General features: G+C 68.0%; 20 protein-coding genes. 14 read left to right on the plus strand and 6 right to left on the minus strand.

What is annotated here, in order from left to right:
* The first annotated feature begins 139 nt into the window (after window positions 1-139).
* From Drose_RS35315 to Drose_RS35365, 11 genes are all read left to right on the plus strand, one after another.
* Window positions 140-967 carry a hypothetical protein gene (locus Drose_RS35315; protein ID WP_260725543.1) on the plus strand — a complete coding sequence of 276 codons (828 nt, stop codon included), beginning with the start codon at window positions 140-142 and terminating at the stop codon, window positions 965-967.
* Between the two features lie 35 nt (window positions 968-1002).
* Window positions 1003-1776, plus strand: a complete 774-nt coding sequence (locus Drose_RS35320; protein ID WP_260725544.1) for a hypothetical protein — start codon at window positions 1003-1005, stop codon at window positions 1774-1776.
* A gap of 456 nt (window positions 1777-2232) precedes the next feature.
* A complete protein-coding gene (locus tag Drose_RS35325; RefSeq protein ID WP_260725545.1) occupies window positions 2233-2583 on the plus strand; it encodes a hypothetical protein in 351 nt (116 codons plus the stop codon).
* A gap of 91 nt (window positions 2584-2674) precedes the next feature.
* Window positions 2675-3091, plus strand: a complete 417-nt coding sequence (locus Drose_RS35330) for a hypothetical protein (protein WP_260725546.1) — start codon at window positions 2675-2677, stop codon at window positions 3089-3091.
* A gap of 98 nt (window positions 3092-3189) precedes the next feature.
* Window positions 3190-3516: a hypothetical protein gene (locus Drose_RS35335; protein ID WP_260725547.1), complete on the plus strand. Its 327-nt coding sequence runs from the start codon at window positions 3190-3192 to the stop codon at window positions 3514-3516.
* Between the two features lie 126 nt (window positions 3517-3642).
* Window positions 3643-3942, plus strand: coding sequence for a hypothetical protein (locus Drose_RS35340; protein WP_260725548.1), 300 nt, complete (start codon window positions 3643-3645; stop codon window positions 3940-3942).
* Window positions 3930-4316 carry a DUF3883 domain-containing protein gene (locus Drose_RS35345; protein ID WP_260725549.1) on the plus strand — a complete coding sequence of 129 codons (387 nt, stop codon included), beginning with the start codon at window positions 3930-3932 and terminating at the stop codon, window positions 4314-4316. The genes Drose_RS35340 and Drose_RS35345 overlap by 13 nt, the downstream gene beginning before the upstream one ends.
* Window positions 4313-4585: a hypothetical protein gene (locus Drose_RS35350; protein WP_260725550.1), complete on the plus strand. Its 273-nt coding sequence runs from the start codon at window positions 4313-4315 to the stop codon at window positions 4583-4585. The genes Drose_RS35345 and Drose_RS35350 overlap by 4 nt, the downstream gene beginning before the upstream one ends.
* Window positions 4586-4730: 145 nt before the next feature.
* The gene (locus Drose_RS35355) at window positions 4731-5264 is read left to right on the plus strand and encodes a caspase family protein (protein ID WP_260725551.1); all 534 of its coding nucleotides are present in this window, start codon (window positions 4731-4733) and stop codon (window positions 5262-5264) included.
* 395 nt (window positions 5265-5659) lie between these two features.
* Window positions 5660-5848, plus strand: a complete 189-nt coding sequence (locus tag Drose_RS35360; RefSeq protein WP_260725552.1) for a helix-turn-helix domain-containing protein — start codon at window positions 5660-5662, stop codon at window positions 5846-5848.
* Window positions 5845-6180: a hypothetical protein gene (locus Drose_RS35365; protein ID WP_260725553.1), complete on the plus strand. Its 336-nt coding sequence runs from the start codon at window positions 5845-5847 to the stop codon at window positions 6178-6180. The genes Drose_RS35360 and Drose_RS35365 overlap by 4 nt, the downstream gene beginning before the upstream one ends.
* Window positions 6181-6210: 30 nt before the next feature.
* On the opposite strand, the gene Drose_RS35370 is transcribed toward Drose_RS35365, so the two are convergent.
* Both Drose_RS35370 and Drose_RS35375 read right to left on the minus strand, forming a co-directional pair.
* Complete coding sequence (locus Drose_RS35370) at window positions 6211-7458, minus strand: type II toxin-antitoxin system HipA family toxin (protein WP_260725554.1); 1248 nt, start codon at window positions 7456-7458, stop codon at window positions 6211-6213.
* A 19-nt stretch (window positions 7459-7477) separates the two neighbouring features.
* Window positions 7478-7789, minus strand: coding sequence for a helix-turn-helix transcriptional regulator (locus tag Drose_RS35375; RefSeq protein ID WP_260725555.1), 312 nt, complete (start codon window positions 7787-7789; stop codon window positions 7478-7480).
* Between the two features lie 844 nt (window positions 7790-8633).
* Here Drose_RS35375 and Drose_RS35380 point away from each other — a divergent pair.
* Window positions 8634-9062, plus strand: a complete 429-nt coding sequence (locus Drose_RS35380) for a type II toxin-antitoxin system HicB family antitoxin (RefSeq protein WP_260725556.1) — start codon at window positions 8634-8636, stop codon at window positions 9060-9062.
* Between the two features lie 334 nt (window positions 9063-9396).
* On the opposite strand, the gene Drose_RS35385 is transcribed toward Drose_RS35380, so the two are convergent.
* Together Drose_RS35385 and Drose_RS35390 are read right to left on the minus strand one after the other, a co-directional pair.
* Window positions 9397-10746, minus strand: coding sequence for a helicase-associated domain-containing protein (locus tag Drose_RS35385; protein WP_260725557.1), 1350 nt, complete (start codon window positions 10744-10746; stop codon window positions 9397-9399).
* Between the two features lie 45 nt (window positions 10747-10791).
* On the minus strand, window positions 10792-13173 hold the full coding sequence (locus Drose_RS35390) for a DEAD/DEAH box helicase (protein ID WP_260725558.1): 2382 nt from the start codon (window positions 13171-13173) through the stop codon (window positions 10792-10794).
* 59 nt (window positions 13174-13232) lie between these two features.
* On the opposite strand from Drose_RS35390, the gene Drose_RS35395 reads away from it, so the two are divergent.
* Window positions 13233-13541, plus strand: coding sequence for a calcium-binding protein (locus Drose_RS35395; RefSeq protein WP_260725559.1), 309 nt, complete (start codon window positions 13233-13235; stop codon window positions 13539-13541).
* A 3-nt stretch (window positions 13542-13544) separates the two neighbouring features.
* The gene (locus Drose_RS35400; RefSeq protein ID WP_260725560.1) at window positions 13545-14702 is read left to right on the plus strand and encodes a hypothetical protein; all 1158 of its coding nucleotides are present in this window, start codon (window positions 13545-13547) and stop codon (window positions 14700-14702) included.
* Between the two features lie 257 nt (window positions 14703-14959).
* On the opposite strand, the gene Drose_RS35405 is transcribed toward Drose_RS35400, so the two are convergent.
* Together Drose_RS35405 and Drose_RS35410 are read right to left on the minus strand one after the other, a co-directional pair.
* Entirely contained in the window at window positions 14960-15385 is a 426-nt protein-coding gene (locus Drose_RS35405) for a PIN domain nuclease (RefSeq protein ID WP_260725561.1), read from the minus strand.
* Window positions 15382-15591, minus strand: a complete 210-nt coding sequence (locus Drose_RS35410) for a type II toxin-antitoxin system VapB family antitoxin (protein ID WP_260725562.1) — start codon at window positions 15589-15591, stop codon at window positions 15382-15384. The genes Drose_RS35405 and Drose_RS35410 overlap by 4 nt, the downstream gene beginning before the upstream one ends.
* Window positions 15592-15630: the final 39 nt, after the last annotated feature.

The raw sequence follows: 15630 nt of genomic DNA on the forward strand, positions 1-15630 counted from the left end.
TGATTGGGCAATGTTGGTAACGGGAAGGTCACGGCCACACGCCCGCTGCTGCGCCGTTGCTTGCATGGACGACATCAGCCACGCGACCGCGCTTCGGGCCATCCCGACGCTGCGCGCGGCGCGGTAGGAGGAGGCAACGATGCGAAGAATCGGAGTGCGGGCGGCGAGACCGCTGCTGCGCGGCATCGCCGCCGTCGCGCTGGCTCTGGCCGTGACCCTGTCGGGGACCCCGACGCCGGCGAAGGCCAGTGACAGCAACGGCAGCTACTGGGTGTTCGTCAACATCCTCATCAGCGCCTACGACAAGGGCAGTGACGGCAGGTACACCCCGGCTGAGATCAATGAGCTCATCCAGCAGGTCATCGGCGCTGTCAACGGGGCGAAGACCGACGTGCTCGGGCGGCTCAACATTGAAACCACCAACGAGCTCCGCGCCAAGGCCGAGGCGGCCCTGACAAAGGCCGAGTTGCTGCGGGTGCCGTGGCTCGCCGGCGCGGCGATCAACAGCATGCACGACGCGGCGTACTCGGCGAAGGCGCACCTGGCTACGGTCAAGGACTCGGACGCCGCGCTCAACGACGTGGGCAAGGCGATGATCGTGCTGTTCACGGAGCTCAACGCCGCTTACCTCATGGTCGACGCGGACGAGGGTACGAATCTGGCGCGGGCTCAACGGCCCTACTTCCGGCAAGGGCTGGAATACCTCATCCGGGAGATGACCCCGGACTGCTACTCCGGCGGCGTCCCCAACGCCGGGATGATCTCGTACGAATGCTCGTACAACGGACGGACCGTGCACGCCGTGTACTGGGCGGGCACCAACACGTACTCCATCGACGGCGGCCCTCCGATTCCAGGACGGATCAAGGAGACCGTCGTCCAGGACTTCCTGATGGCCGACTCCGCCAGAGTGCTCGCGCAGCGGGCCTTGGACGTTCTGCTGCGCAATGGCGTCCCACTCCCGTAACGCCCGTGATGCCCGTCCCAGAAGGAAGTGCGTACATGAGACGTAGATTCGTCAAAGGCGTCGTCGCCGCCACCGCCGCCGTGGTGCTCACCGTTAGCGGCACCGCACGGCCCGCCCAGGCATCCTGGGCCAGTTGGGCCGCCGTTGCCGTGTCGGTGGCCCAGAGCCTCCGTAGTGGGGGCGGCGATCTCGAACGGGCCAAGCGAGAGATCATCGCCGCCGTCGAGAACGCCAAGCAGGACATCCTCAACCACATCGACACGATCGCCGCCGCCGATGTCCAGGCTTGCACCGAGGCGGCGGTCACCAAGATCGCTCAGATCGACAGCATGCCGGGGAGCCTGCTCGGCCCGTTCGTCAACGGCGCCGTCGACTGCGCGGCGCTGTCCAAGTCGTACCTCAACGCCGTGCAGAGCCTCCCCGCGGCTGACACCATTGGCAAGCTCATGGGGGTCATCTACGCGATCGCCATGGTCGGCTTCGCCAAGTACGGCCTCTCCACCACCGCCCTGCTCGATGGTCTGATCAGCGGCTACCAGGCAGTCGTCACGAAACTGGCGCCGACGTGCAACGACCAGACAATCCGGGAGTACGACTCCAGGGGGCGTGTGGTCACCGTCGAGATTCAACACACCTGTGTGGCGTACAACGGGGACCAGGCGTGGGACTCGGAGCTGTACTACCGCGGTAAGTTGCAGGGGCCGCCGCTCGACCGTGCTCAGATCAACATGGACGCCACTCGGAACACGAGCCGCTGGATCGCCCAGCAGGCGCTTCCGACTCTGCAAACGATTCGGGCGGGAGCCTGACCCGACCGCCGACTACTCAAGGGCCCGCCGCGGGGGCGCGGCGGGCCCTTGAGTCGAGAGGTTCATGGCTCGACCGGCTGACCGCGCAACCAGGCCGCTACCACGAAAAGGGCCAATACGTGAACCCGCAGCGGTGGCGAGGTCGGTGGTCGGACCGAGCGCACGGAGGCGCTCGGGGTTCCAGGCGCTACGGCTGGACATAGGAGTACGTGCCGTCTGCGATGGCTTCGTCGTACGGCCGTCGCGGATCGTGGATTGGGTGTACGGACGGGTCGAGTTGTTCTGCCTCGGGAAGTTCGTGCAGGGCAAGGCGTTCACCGCGAACGTGCCGGGCGCGGCGTACGCCTCCCAATGGCACCGCTGCTGACCGTCATCGCCGACTCGCGATCTCCCCGGGGCCGTCCTGCGCCAGGCCGCAGCGGCCGACCGGGAACGCCGGCACACGGGAAGCCGACGTTGAGCGCCGCCCATCGGGTCCTCCGCCCGTTCTGGACCTGCGCCGCCGACGGACTCCCCTGGCCGTGCGCCGAGGCGCGGCGGCGCCTGTCGAGCAACGACCTGGCCGTGCTCCGGCAGACCATGGCCAAGCTCATGGCCATCGCCCAAGGAGAGCTGGACGACACCGACCTGGCGACGCTGTACCGGCGCTTTGTGGCGTGGACCCTCGAACCCGACCAGCGATGCGCCATCTGTGGCAGTCGCCGCCACGCCGCGATTTCCGGCGTGGCGCCGCGCCTCATCCCGTGCAACGCCCTGCGAGCGGCCATTGCCGCCAGCGACCTCCCCGGACGACCCTCAGCCAGGTGATTACCGGCCGTAACGGTGGACCACGTACGTCACGTACTTGACGTACTCTGGTGCCGAGTCGCATACTAGTTGGAGAACGCTTGGGGGGCTCATGTCCGTTGCCGCGCATTTCGACAGCTACTCGGCTGCTCGGGCGCACTTCAAGGACCTCCTCGACGCTGCGCGCCGCGGCCGGGTGGCGACCGTGCAGCGGGAGACCGGCCGGGCAGCGGTCGTGGACGCCGACCGTCTGCGAGTCAGCCTCGTCGGTGGTCTGCCATTGCCGCAGGTGGTGACCGAGGACGGCGGATGGTCGGTATTCCTGCCCGGGGTGCCGGTGGCCGCGGACGCGGCGACGTTCGACGAAGCGATCGAGGAGATGATCGTGGCGTTGCGCGAATACGCCGACGACTGGCAGGAGCGCCTCTTGGACGCACCGAACCACCGGAACAACTGGGCGCTGGTCCAGGTGGTCGAGCTCAGCGACGACACGCAGCTACGCGAGTGGCTGGTGGGCTCGGCCCGATGAGCTGGCCGACGCCGACGCGCCAGGATCACCAGAAGTTCTGCGAGATCGAAGGATGGGAGCCCGTCCGGACCGCTCGTGGCCGGACCGGCTCTCATCATGTGACGTACGAGCTGGCGTTGCCGGACGGGCGGATTCTGCGAACCCGGATCTCCCACCCTCCCGACCGCAGTACCTACGGCCCAAGCATCTGGAGCCACATCCTGCGCGACCAGCTCGACGTCACCGAGGACGTCTTCTGGAACTGCCTACGCACAGGCGTCACACCAGCCCGGGGCAAGCCCGAAGCGCCGACAGCCGAACCCATCCCGGCCGAGGTGGTGCACCTGCTCATCACCCGGGTCGGACTCCCCGAACCGGACGTGGCGCGCATGACCAAGGACGAGGCCATCGCCCGGCTGAACCAGCACTGGGCCGAAGGCAACTGACACGCCCACGACGTCTTGGCGAGCGCTCGGCGAAGCGAGCCAGTCAGAGGCCAGCGCCGACCCGACAGGCATGGTGGTCTATTGCCCCGCACTGTCGATCGTTCGTGTCTGTGGATGTTCGGGTGCTTGACCATGCACGCTCAGCCGTGCCCGATCGGAGCCGGCTCGCCATACGGTGTCCTGGGCCGCCGACGTGGACATTCATCGCTGGCTGGCGGCGCCTCGAACTGGTTCACCCAGGCGCTCGGCAAGGCGATGATGCTGCTCGACGATCGGCCCGGCCTTGAGTCGCTCATGGTGCTGCCGGACTATCCGCGGTACCGCGACCTGGCGGCCCGCACACGTACCGGCCGCCGCGCTGCCGGTATCCACGTCCTCCTGCTCGACGCTCAGGGCGGCTTCATGAGCGAGACATGGACACCATGACCGAGCCCATCACCAGCAACCGCGCCGTCGAGAACGCCGCGATCATGTTCGTCATAGCTCACGAGGCGGCGTGCGGCCGGACCGCGTACGACGCCCGCGGCACAGGCGGGGCCGGGGACGTGGCGAGTGAGGGCAGGGTCATCGAAGTGAAGGCGTACGGCGGTTCCGCATGCGGGCAGGACCTGTGGCTCGAACCGCGGCAAATCGAAGAAGCGCTCGGCAACGCCGACTTCTGGCTCTACGTCGTGGAGAACGTCCGCCAGGGCGACCCGGCACAGTTCAGTGCCGTGTACGAGTATTCCGGGAGTTCTCACAGCCCGTGCACGGCACGATGCACGGGACGAAGTTCTATCGTTAGAACCTGGGCACTATGAAGACTTACGGTGAGTTCGTAGGGCTCCTCGACTGGATCATGCCGCTACGCCTGTCATGGGTCGCTGCACGTGAGCTGAAGGAGATGGTTCTGCTTCGGTGCGGCTCGAATCCCGTGCCGATCCAGTCGAACTTGACCCGTGATCATGAAGTGGATCAGCTTTTCGCGGCGATGGCGCAGCGCGCGTACGACGCCCTTCCGTCCAGCAGAAAGGGATGCCGACTGCACGTGGAACGTCAGCGCGCTCCGCGGTTGGCATCCACCCGTTGAGCCATGTGCGTGGCGCAGACATCTTTGCTGTTCGGGTTCCGCGACGCGCGGAGCACGGGCGTACCGGCTCGACTAGGCCGCATCGCATTAAAGTCTCCGCTGCTACAATACCAATCGGTCTGGCCTAATTTCACGAGCAGGAAAAATGCAGAGAGATCTCTCACCTGCGCCACCTCCTTCTGACAGCTCGCGCGTCGCGGAGCGGTTCCATGGCTTATTCATTGGAATCGACCGATGCCGGTCGGAAAAGATCAACCATCTAGCATCCGCGACTCGCGATGCGGTGGCGCTTCACGCGATCTTCTCGGACAACCTCGGAGAGAGCGGGGCTCTCCTCACTGACGCGGATGCGACGAGCGAGGCCGTTCGCAAGGCCCTGGTGGAGCTGAGCTCGCGCAGCACTCCGGATGATGTCGTGGTCGTGACGTTCTCCGGCCACGGCTCCGACACGCATCAAATTGTCACCTACGACACCGATCCTGATGATCTTGAGGCGACGGCGATCTCCCTCCAGGAACTCACCGATCTCGCCTTCGCCGTTCCCGCCCGACTTCTGCTCGTCGCACTCGACTGTTGCTTTTCCGGCGCGGCCGGCATGAGGGTGTTGAACGCAAATTTGCTACGCGAACGATGTCGACTAGCGGCCCGGAGTCAGATGTATCCCTACTGTCGAAGTTGACTGGGAAAGGACGGATCGTCCTTACGGCCTCGACTGCAGACCAGCGAGCTTGGGAGAGCCGATGGCTCGGCCATGGGCTGCTCACACATAGTCTTCTAAAGGCGCTGCTCAACTCGGCACAGATCGCTACCGATGGGCGATTCGACCTGCACGACCTGCTGAGGGACGTTACAGGGCGAGTCAAGGCGAGCGCCTCAGGTTCCGCCGGTGCATTCCAGGATCCGACGGTGAGGTTGGTGACGGAGGGCAACGTCTTCTGGCCTGTCTTTTCGCGCGGCCAGCGGTACAACGCCCTGTTCCCGCCCTTGTCCCCCGTACCTGTCACTAGCGACGTTCGGAGCCTGTCCGATCACGGAATACCAGACGCGATCTTGACCGCCTGGCCTGATGACCTCGTGCTGAACCAACTCCAGCAGGACGCGCCCTTCACCCGCCACGAAATCTCACGGTACGAACGCGGCCTGCGCATCCCGACGGCACCGCTGCTGACCGCCATGGCCGACTCGCTCGATCTCCCCATGGCCGTCCTACGCCGGACCGCAGCCGCCGACCGGAAACGCCGGCACGCGGGGAGCCGACGTTGAACGCCACCCACCGGGTCGTCCGCCCGTCCTGGACCTGCGCCGTCGACGAACTTCCATGGCCGTGCACCGAGGCGCAGCGGAGCCTGCGAACCAACGACCCGGCCATGCTGCGCCAGACCATGGCCAACCTCATGGCCATCGCCCAACAAGAGCTGGACGACACCGACCCCACAACGCTGTACCGGCGCTTCCTCGCGTGGACCCTCGAACCCGACCAGCGATGCGCCATCTGCGGCAGCCGCCGCCACGCCGTGATCCCCGGCGTACCGCCGCGCCTTATCCCGTGCGACGGCCTGCGAACGGCCCTCGCCGGCAGGGACCTGCCCAGGTAACCGAAGCAGAAGACTCCTGAACGTACGTCGTCACGCCTGGTCGTAGTGGATGTACGGGTTCAGGATCTGCCGCTGCCACAGTTGGCCGCGCTCGGCCTTCGTCAGCTGCGCCTCATCGGCGGCATCGTCCCAGTCGCGGCGGATGACGTCGAGCTGGGCCTCGATGATCTGATCGGCGTCGCGGTCGGAGAGCAGGAACTCCGGCGCGGCCTTGCGGCACAACCGGAGCTGGCTGGCGCGTTCGCCGGGGGTGCGGGTGAGGTTCAGGGCCTGATTGGCGGTTTCACCGCTGCGCGGCTGAGGGCACAGGTCGTACGCGGGGGTCAGCGACAGCTGCACGCCGTCCCAGAAGGCGGCGTGGTTGCGCAGATGGTCGTCGGTGTTGCCAATGCAGACGTTGAACACCATCCGCGCGAACAGCTCACGCAGGTGCTGGCCGGCGTCGGTGAACTGCTTGCGGACCGCGTCCGCGAGGTCCGGGTAGCCGGCGTGCCGCGCGCCCATCTCGTCCTCACCGAGGATGGTCAGCGCCGAGACCATCATGCGCCGCTGCCCGGGTGTCGTGGTGCGGTCGAATCGTTCCACGAGCAGCACGTCGCGGCCCGCGCAACGGATGACCTCGCAGGCAGCGACGTTCAGGCCCACCCGCCGCGCGAGAATCATCCCGACAGCCTCCGCCTTGACCACGGGGTAGTAGTCGCTCGTCGAGGACAGCTTGGCGATCAGGTGCCGTCCCTGGTCGAGCACGGTGACCTTGGGACGCGCGCCACCGATGGACGTGCCCCGCGTCAACGCCTCGCCCAGCGCGGGTGACAGCGGCCGGCCGGCCTCCAGCGCCTCGGCAGCGCCGATGAGTTCGGCCAGCTCGGCCGTCTCGTCACGTGCGACGTACTGGGTGGCGCTGGCCTGGAAGTCCAGCCCGCCGACTCGGTCGGAGCCGGAGGTCAGCATGTACGTCAGCTCGTCCAAGGATGCGGTGTCCGCGTCGCGGTCGAGGTGGCCGAACCGGCGGGCCAGGATGACGCGCCGACCCCACGCATCGGGGCTGGCGTCGCGGAGGCAGCCCGCCAGCGGCAGGTTCCGCCGTGGCTCGATGGGCCCTTCCCGCAGCGGCAGCTCCGGCGCATACAGCGGAACCGCGTCCGGACGCGCCAGATAGCTCTGGCCGTACGCGAAGACGTACCGGTCACCGTCCACCGCGACGACCCGCCCCGCGACCACCGGCTCCGTCGCGCCAGGCAGCCACGCCCACACAAAGGCATCCCGCGGTGGTGCCATGCCGCTCCTCCGTACGAGGTCAGAAGTTGTCGTCGACGACAATCGCCGACTTGGTCACCCGAGCCGGCAGCAGAGCCAGCCGCTGCCTCGCGGCCGCGGCCAGGGCGGGCAGTTCCCCCTCCTCCGCACCGAACAGCGGCACGCCGACGACCACCGCAGCCTCGAACGCCAGGCCGACCGCCACGGTCGGCTCGCCCCGCTCAAGCCGCCCGATGGTGTGCGGCTGCACCCCCACACGCTCAGCCAGGTCCGCGGCCGTCCAACCACGCTCCTTGCGGGCCGCGGCGATCTGGGAACCCAGCAGCGCAACGGCAGCCCTGGTCGTCGGCATGTAGGACCTCGTTCGCTTCGGCATCACACCCTCACCTTCGATAAAACAACGCTAACATGCCCTTGCAGTCGTTTTATCAACATCGACGAGGATCTAGCGCGCGTATCGTCAATGCCGTAGGTGAGGAGTGGTCAGTGACGTACGTCGAGCGCGCCGCATGCTGGTCGGAGAACGTCTGGGGGATTCTCGTGTCCGTTGCCGCGCATTTCGACAACTACTCAACTGCACGAGCGCACTTCAAGGACATCCTCGACGCCGCGGGCCGCGGCCGGGTGGCGACCGTGCAACGGGAGACCGACCGGGCCGCGGTCTTGGACGCCGAGCGGCTGCGAGTGAGCCTCGTCGGTGTCCTGCCGTTGCCGCAGGTTGTGGCCGAGGTCGGTGGATGGTCGGTGCTGCTTCCAGGGGCTCCGATAGCGGCGGAAGCGACGACGAGGGGAGCCCGCCCGGACCGCTCGCGGCCCGACCGGCTCCCACCATGTGACAGACGAACTCGCGCGGCCCCAACATCTGGAGCCACACCCGGTGGGCCAACGCGGCAGCACTGGCCCACACGCCTTCACCAGCTATTGAACCCTTTTGGGCACTTGTCTAGTTGGTTAGACAATGTTTGTCTAGTACCCTAGATTCGGGTTGTGGGCCGAAATGAACTGCTTCGGAAGATCCGTAGAGCAGCAGCCGACAAGGACGTCGACTTCGGACTCGTCCGAGAGGGTGGTAGCCACAGCATCTACCGGTGCGGCGCTCAGAAGGTTGTGATTCCGCGCCACAACGAGATCAACGAGCTCACCGCCCGTGGGATCATGCGTGATCTCAGCAGCGAGCTGGGAGAGGACTGGTGGCGATGAACAACTACACCGCGGTCTGCCGACGTTCCGGTGACTGGTGGGCGATCACGGTGCCAGAGGTCAAGGGCATCCACAGCCAGGTGCGGCGGCTCGCCGAGGCCGAGACGATGGTCCGAGAGGCCATCGCGCTGTTCCTGGACGTCGCGCCGGCTTCGTTCACGGTGACCGTGCGACCCGAGGTCCCCGACGTCGAGGACGTCCTTGACGCGCTCCGCGCGCGGCAGGAAGCGCAGCAGGCTGACCGGCGCGCGGCCGAGGCGACGAAGAAGGCGCTGGATCGCCTGATCGCCGACGGCATGACCGTCCGCGATGCCGGCCGCGTGTTCGACCTGTCGCCGCAGCGGGTGTCGCAGATTACCGGCAAGGGCAGAAAGGCGCTCGTCCGCCGCAGGCGGGGCCATGTCGAGCAGGAGCGATCCGCCTGATCTCGCCGTAATCCACCCTCGGGTCATTTGAAGACAACAGCCGCACCAGTGGATCGGCGGCCGGCTCTGAGCGATGCCAGTTCATCAGGTCCGGAGATCTTCGGCGGAGATATCCCGCTCCGCGAGCTGGCGACGATTTGCGGCCTACAGGCCGCGCAATCCCTCCGCCCTGCTGACCGCCTCCGGCGAGCAGGGTCGCGCCCGGGTGGCGTCCACACCGACCATCGGCCGTTGGCGGCATTGTCCCGGAGGCTGAGCCCCGGTAGGGCGGTCGCCTCGCCGGTGCAGAGGGCCACACCACACCCCCACCCTGCAGCCGGCCAACCTCCTCGGTTCAGGCCGGGGTGTCGCTGGGCAGCACGTGGCCCAGCGCCCGCAGCGCCTTGCGGAACTCCGGATCCCGGTCCACGGTCACGGCGAGGTGCCGGTCACCGACCGGCTGGCACAGGCCGCGCAGCCGCCGGTCACCCGCGATCAGGACGGCGAGCGCCGGGTCGGCGCACTCCACCAGGCGGACCACACCGAGGCTGCGGAGCCGCCCGGTACGAGCCGTGACGTCGGCCAGCAGGGTAGTCACCGCATTGGGCAGTTCGTGGGTGGCGCGAGCGGCCAGGAACTCGCGGAGCTGATCGAGACGGCGGCCGGCGTCCAGCGCGGCCAGCAGGGTCGCCTCGCGCAATGCCCAGACCCGGTCCGCGGTGCGTTGCGCATACGCGTCCAGCATCAACCGGTCGGCTGGCGGCAGCTCGCCGGTGACCACGATGTCCAGGTTGGGCAGCACCTTCAACGCCCCGGCCACCGCCGCATCCGCCGTGGGCGCCTGGTAGCGGTCGGTCAGGCCCAAGGCGTAGGCGCCCAGGGCGTTGAGCCGCACCGCCCGCAGCCCGTCGTAGCGGCTGAGATACTCCAGCTCGTCGGTGCCCCAGTTGCCGCGGAAGTCATCCCGGGCGCCGGCCGGGTCGGTGTAGTCGAGGTCGAACAGCCCCAGCGTGCCGGCGTACTCGAACAGCACCGCCAGCGTGTACCGGCCCTCCAAGATCGGCCAGTCCGCGTACCCGGCGTAGCCGAGGCTACCGTACTCCGGATCGGCGAAGTACAACCGCCACAACGCCCGGTCGCTGCGCGCCACCGTCGGCGACAGCCCGCCGCGTCGCATCGTGTCGAACAGGTCGTCGATCGCCACCCACTCGCCGGCCGGGCAGCGGGACAGCGCCGCGGCAACCGCCTGCCGGCGGGTCTTCGCCGAGGTCAGCGTGTTGGCGGTGCGCTGGCCCTTGATGTGCTCGACCCGGCTCAGCTCGTCGATAACCGCCTTACCGACCCAGGAGCGCCACAGCGTACGGATCGTCTCGGCCGGCGGCCGACCCAACGCGGCGTGACCCTTCGCGGTCAAGTGCAACCGGCTACCGGCCAGTTCGGCGAGCCCGCCGGCCTGGATCAGCAGCGGCCAGGCGAACGCCGCGATCGGCTCCGTGGGATAGAAGTCCCCGCCAGCCAGCACCTCCGCCACCCCCGCAACGGTGGCGGCGGACGGCCGCTGGGTCTTCTCGCTGCAGCGCAGCTTGCCCGCGCCGCACAACTGCAGCACGGCCAGCACGTTGGCCAGCGCCTCCGCCCCCGTCAAACGGACCGTTGCGTCGTCGGCAGCCTCATCGACATCGGGCAGCTCGTTCGCGCCATGCATAGCCGACCACGTTAGGCGGATACCTACGCCCGTGACACCTACCCCCTATGCCTTGGCGAAGCCGAGTGCACGGTAGCCGGGCATGCGGCGTTGGAGCGACGCGGCGAGGATTGGGGTGTCGCGGTCGTGGTAGTCGTGGACCTCGGCGACGGCCTTGCCGGGCGCGGCGCGGATCACCCGGCCGGCGCATTGGATGAGCAGCCCGTCGTAGGAGACCGGCGCGGCCAGGAACAGCGTGTCGAGGGCAGGTGCGTCGAAGCCTTCGCCGATGAACGGCGTTGTGCCGATGACGAGGACGCCGTCGCCGGCCTTGGCGTCGGCGAGCAGGCCCACAGCGGCACGCCGGTCGGTGGTGGACATCCCGCCCTGCAGCACAAGGGCCCGGTGGCCGCGCGAAGCGAGCGCGGAGGTGAGCGACTCGACGTGTGCGACTCGACGGGTGAGCACCAGGCAGTTGCGCCCGCGTTGCAGGGCGGCGGTCACGTCGGCGACAAGCTGGGTGTTGCGTGCCTCGTCCACGGCGAGGGCTCGGTGCGCTTCGGCGATTGCGGTGGGAGCGGACGGCTCGGCATCGTCGGAGCGAAACGCGAAGGCAGTCTCGTGCAGGTACAGCAGCCGCCGTGGTCCGGCTCCGGTCTCCAAGACCTCCAGGAGCGTGCCCTGATCCTCGTTGCCGGGTACCTCATGGGTGATCGTGTGCCGGACGGGTCCGAGTTGCCAGAGGACGAGTTCACCGAGTCCGTCACGCCGGGCCGGGGTGGCGGTGAGGCCGAGCCAGAACTGCGCGGCGATGTTCTTGACCGAGTGGTCGTACGCGGCGGCCGCGAGATGGTGGCATTCGTCGACGATGACGTGCCCGTAGCCGTTGGTGAGTTCGGCGACGTCGTCGCGCCTGGCCAGGGAGGGCAGCATGGCGATGTCCACCAGTCCGCTGAGCTTGCGCCTGCCGCCACCGACCTGCCCTGGCTTGATGCCCAGGAACTGCTCGATCCGGGTGCGCCACTGCTCGGCCAGTGCCTTCCGGTCGACGAGTACCAGGGTGGCCGTTCCCCGCTCGGCAATCACCGCGCAGGCCATGACGGTCTTGCCCGACCCCGGCGGTGCGACGAGGACGCCATCGTCATGGGCGAGCAATGCGCCGACCGCCGCGCTCTGTCTGGTATCGAGTTGGGCTGTACAGGCGACGTCGATCTCACGTCCAGGATTTCGCACGTCCGTGATGGCGAGGCGTGAGCCGGCGCGCTCGACGATCGCTTCGACGGTGTGCCGCAGCCCGCGTGGCAGGAGCAGGCGGTCGTCGACGGTCAGGTCGTACCCGCGGATGAACCGCGGCGTGTCCCAGGTGGATTTGCGCAGGCGCTGGAGTTCGTAGAACTTCGGGTTGGCCATGGACGCCGCGTGCTTGAACGTCGACAAGGCCGCAGGCGTCAGCTGGGCCGCGTCGAGGCTTAGCCCGGCGCCGAGCTCCGCGTGCAGGACTGCGGACAGCGGCGGATGCACCTTTGTGGCGTCGGATCTGCTCAGCGTGGCGACGTCGGCGCCGACGACCGCCTGTTTCGCGCGCCGGGCGACCCTGGTCGCGTCACCAGGGCTGAGCCGGTCAAGGGTCGACAGGTACGCCCACTGGTCCTTGTGCGGCTCCAGCGTCGCCAGGTCCAGGAACGCCGTCAACCCGTCCCCGCGGCGGCGGCCCTGCAGCGGCGCGGCGATCAGGTTGCCGAAGCCGCCCTCGGGCAGCACGTCCTGGTTCGGAAACAGCCGGTCGTAGGAGCGCAGGTCCATCGTGCCGCGCAGCACCGTTGCCTCGTGGATCAGCGCGGTGCCGACGCAGCGGGCAGTGGCTGCGGAGATCGCTTCGGTGAAGCACACCCACACGTGTGCGCCACGCCCCGACTGGGAAATTTCGAGCGCCGCTGGTACCCCGTTGGCGCGGGCCGCTTTGGTGTAGGCGAGCGCGTCGAGCATCGCGGCCGGGCCGTCGAAGTCCGCCACGACGAAGTGGCATGAGTTGTCGCCGAGCAGTGGGTACAGCCCGATGAAGACGTCACCCACCAGGTGCGCCGAGAGGACGTCGGCGGTGAGCGGGAGATATGTTGCAGCTCTCCGATCGGCTCCCTTGCGCCAGCCGCCGGCGACCGCGGGCATCCATCCGTTCGTGCCGGTTCGGTTGTTCTCCCAACGCACCGCGTACACGTCGGCCCGGGCCCGGAACCGGTCGGCGTACAGAGCCAGTTTGTCCTCCACCGGCGACGCCATATGGACCAGGCCCGGCGGTGCAATGGCCGCGGACAGTTGCTCCGGCGCCGGGGCGGTGTCCTGACCCCGCAGGTCCAGCAGACGCGACAGGCGGACGTTCTCCGCCCGCAAACGCTCCAGTTCACGGCGCAGCCGGGCAAGCTCGCTCTCCACCGTCACGTCGGCGCCCATGTCAGGATCGTCGCATGCTCTTCATCACCGCTACCGATGGTCTCCGCTATCCTCCGGCGGTGGGTTCGCTGAGCCGGAAAGAACTCGATGTGTTGGTCGAAGACGCGATCGTTGACTGCTACAACGAAGATGAGCAGTTGACCGGCCTGTACACCATGATCGAGGACAACCTCGCACTGCCGTTCACGACGCAGGTCCTCGGTGTCGAGGTCACGGTCCGGAAGGTGGACCTGAGGGGCCAGCGGGTCGTGGCGATCTGCCACCGGGGTCGGGAGCGGCAGGCGATCGCGATCTTGGACCTCCCGCTGCCGGATCCGCCGCCGGACGGTTCGGAGTGGATCGAGGCGTACCGGCACTGGGGTGGATGACTCGTGAGTGAGTACCAGTACTACGAGTTCGTGGCGATCGACCGGCCGCTGACCGCCACGGAGCAGAACGAGCTGCGGGCGGTGTCGACCCGTGGCCGGATCAGCGCGTCGAGCTTCGTCAACGACTACCAGTGGGGCGACCTGAAGGCCGATCCCCGCGACTGGATGCAGCGGTACTTCGACGCCCACCTGTACCTGGCGAACTGGGGCACCCGCCGGATCATGCTGCGGCTGCCGGCGTCGCTGCTGGATCCGGCGCTCGCGGCGACGTACTGCGTGGGTGATGCCGCATCGTCATTCGTCTCGGGTGAGCATGTGATCCTCGACCTGCACAGCGAGGACGAGGACGGCGACGAGGAGTGGTGGGAGGAGGAGGCCGCTCTCGCGTCGATCGTCCCCGCCCGGGCGGAGCTGGCCGCCGGCGACAACCGCCTGCTCTACCTGGCGTGGCTGCTGTGCGTGCAGAACCAGGAGCTGGACGAGGATGCACTGGAGCCGCCGGTACCGCCCGGTCTGGCGCAACTGTCGGGCCCGCTGCGCAGTTTCGCGGAGTTCCTGCGCCTGGATCTCGATCTGCTCGAAACGGCAGCCCAGGCCAGCGCGTCGCTGGCCGCCACGAAGGCGCCCTCCGCGGCGGCGCTGGCCAAATGGGTGAAGCGCCTGCCGGCGGCCGAAAAGGACGAGGCCATCGTGCGGCTGCTGCGCGGCGACGGCGTGCACCTTCGTGCCGAGCTGCTGCGCCGGTACGGCGGCGGCGCGACCATCGAATCGGTCGACGGCGGTCGCACGGTGGGTGAGTTGCTGGCGGGCGCGGAGACCCGCTGGACAGCCCGGCAACAGCAGACTGCAAAGCGCGAGGCAGCCGAACAGGCTCGCCGTGAAGCGGCCGCCGCGGCCGCCCGCGAGCAGCGCCTGGACGAACTGGCCGCCGACCCGGAGCGGGCGTGGCAGCGGGTTGCGGAGCTGATCGCGACCAAGAAACCCAAGGAGTACGACGCCGCGGTCGCACTGCTGACCGACCTGAAGGCACTCGGCGAACGCGACGGTCAACGCAAGGCGTTCCGCGGCCGGATCCACCAGTTGTGCCAGGAGCACGCCCGCAAGCCGAGCCTGCTGGACCGCCTGGAACGCGCCGGCCTGTACGTCAGCACAGCCAGTTGAGCGGGCCCAACCTGATCGGGAGAAGCTACCGATGACCTCGGAACCGCATGCCGCTTGCGCCCCTGTGCCGATCGGCGCCGGCGAGACCACGACGCGGTGGGCGGAGGAGGCCGCCTTCGACCCGAACGATCCCACCGTGGAGCTGGGCGATGTTGCTGCCAGCAGCGGGCGCGTCTTGCTCTACGCCGCCCACGCCACGGACGAGCAAGTGCCACGCCCCACCGCGTAACCACACGCGTGGAAAGCCGATGCCCGGGTCAGTCGATCGAGCCAGGAGCCGCCAGCCAGGTGGTCGGTTGCTGCGTCGTCCGCGCGATCGTTTCGAAGTCGTGGTCGTAGTGCAGCAGCGACAGGCCGGACAGCTCAGCGGTCGCCGCCACTAGCAGGTCGACCGCGCTGGGTCCCTGGTGCTCCGAACCGTCCGCGAGCATCTGCTGGACCTCGGCGGCCCGTTGCCACACGTCGTCCGGGGTCACCACCCACGTAAAGGCCGATCCCAACAGGGCTGCATACCGGTCGTGGTCGGCCTTGGACTGCACTCCGCGGAGGAACTCCAGCTCAGTGAGCGTGCAGATACCGACGACGCCAGCCCGCAACTGCGGCTGCCACAGCTCCTGCACCCGCCGGTTGCTCAGCAGACGCACCACGGCACTCGTGTCGGCAAGGAACCGGACTGTGCTCACGGCCGGTAGTTCCCCTTGTCAAGCAGGTGATCGAACGCCCCGGTAGCGGCGATCTCGGTCAGCTCGTCCAGTGCCTTGGCACGACGCTGGACGGCAGCAACCTCGCGCAGCGCGGTGTTGATGGTGTCCTTCTGCGTCTTCGTCCCAAGCAAGGCTGTCGCCTCCGCCAGCGCGTCCAGGTCGATGTCGATGAGCTTTTTGGTCATGGCAGCTCCCCATATATCCAACCTCGATTGACAGTATAT

Source organism: Dactylosporangium roseum, assembly GCF_025264685.1.
Taxonomy (GTDB): domain Bacteria; phylum Actinomycetota; class Actinomycetes; order Mycobacteriales; family Micromonosporaceae; genus Dactylosporangium; species Dactylosporangium roseum.

What these genes read in the sequence shown, in the direction of transcription:
- Drose_RS35315 (WP_260725543.1), top strand. Translation starts at nt 140, where the DNA reads ATGCGAAGAATCGGAGTGCGGGCGGCGAGACCGCTGCTGCGCGGCATC.
- Drose_RS35385 (WP_260725557.1), bottom strand. Translation starts at nt 10,746, where the DNA reads ATGCATGGCGCGAACGAGCTGCCCGATGTCGATGAGGCTGCCGACGAC.
- Drose_RS35380 (WP_260725556.1), top strand. Translation starts at nt 8,634, where the DNA reads ATGAACAACTACACCGCGGTCTGCCGACGTTCCGGTGACTGGTGGGCG.
- Drose_RS35410 (WP_260725562.1), bottom strand. Translation starts at nt 15,591, where the DNA reads ATGACCAAAAAGCTCATCGACATCGACCTGGACGCGCTGGCGGAGGCG.
- Drose_RS35345 (WP_260725549.1), top strand. Translation starts at nt 3,930, where the DNA reads ATGGACACCATGACCGAGCCCATCACCAGCAACCGCGCCGTCGAGAAC.
- Drose_RS35320 (WP_260725544.1), top strand. Translation starts at nt 1,003, where the DNA reads ATGAGACGTAGATTCGTCAAAGGCGTCGTCGCCGCCACCGCCGCCGTG.
- Drose_RS35355 (WP_260725551.1), top strand. Translation starts at nt 4,731, where the DNA reads ATGCAGAGAGATCTCTCACCTGCGCCACCTCCTTCTGACAGCTCGCGC.
- Drose_RS35375 (WP_260725555.1), bottom strand. Translation starts at nt 7,789, where the DNA reads ATGCCGACGACCAGGGCTGCCGTTGCGCTGCTGGGTTCCCAGATCGCC.
- Drose_RS35370 (WP_260725554.1), bottom strand. Translation starts at nt 7,458, where the DNA reads ATGGCACCACCGCGGGATGCCTTTGTGTGGGCGTGGCTGCCTGGCGCG.
- Drose_RS35350 (WP_260725550.1), top strand. Translation starts at nt 4,313, where the DNA reads ATGAAGACTTACGGTGAGTTCGTAGGGCTCCTCGACTGGATCATGCCG.
- Drose_RS35390 (WP_260725558.1), bottom strand. Translation starts at nt 13,173, where the DNA reads ATGGGCGCCGACGTGACGGTGGAGAGCGAGCTTGCCCGGCTGCGCCGT.
- Drose_RS35330 (WP_260725546.1), top strand. Translation starts at nt 2,675, where the DNA reads ATGTCCGTTGCCGCGCATTTCGACAGCTACTCGGCTGCTCGGGCGCAC.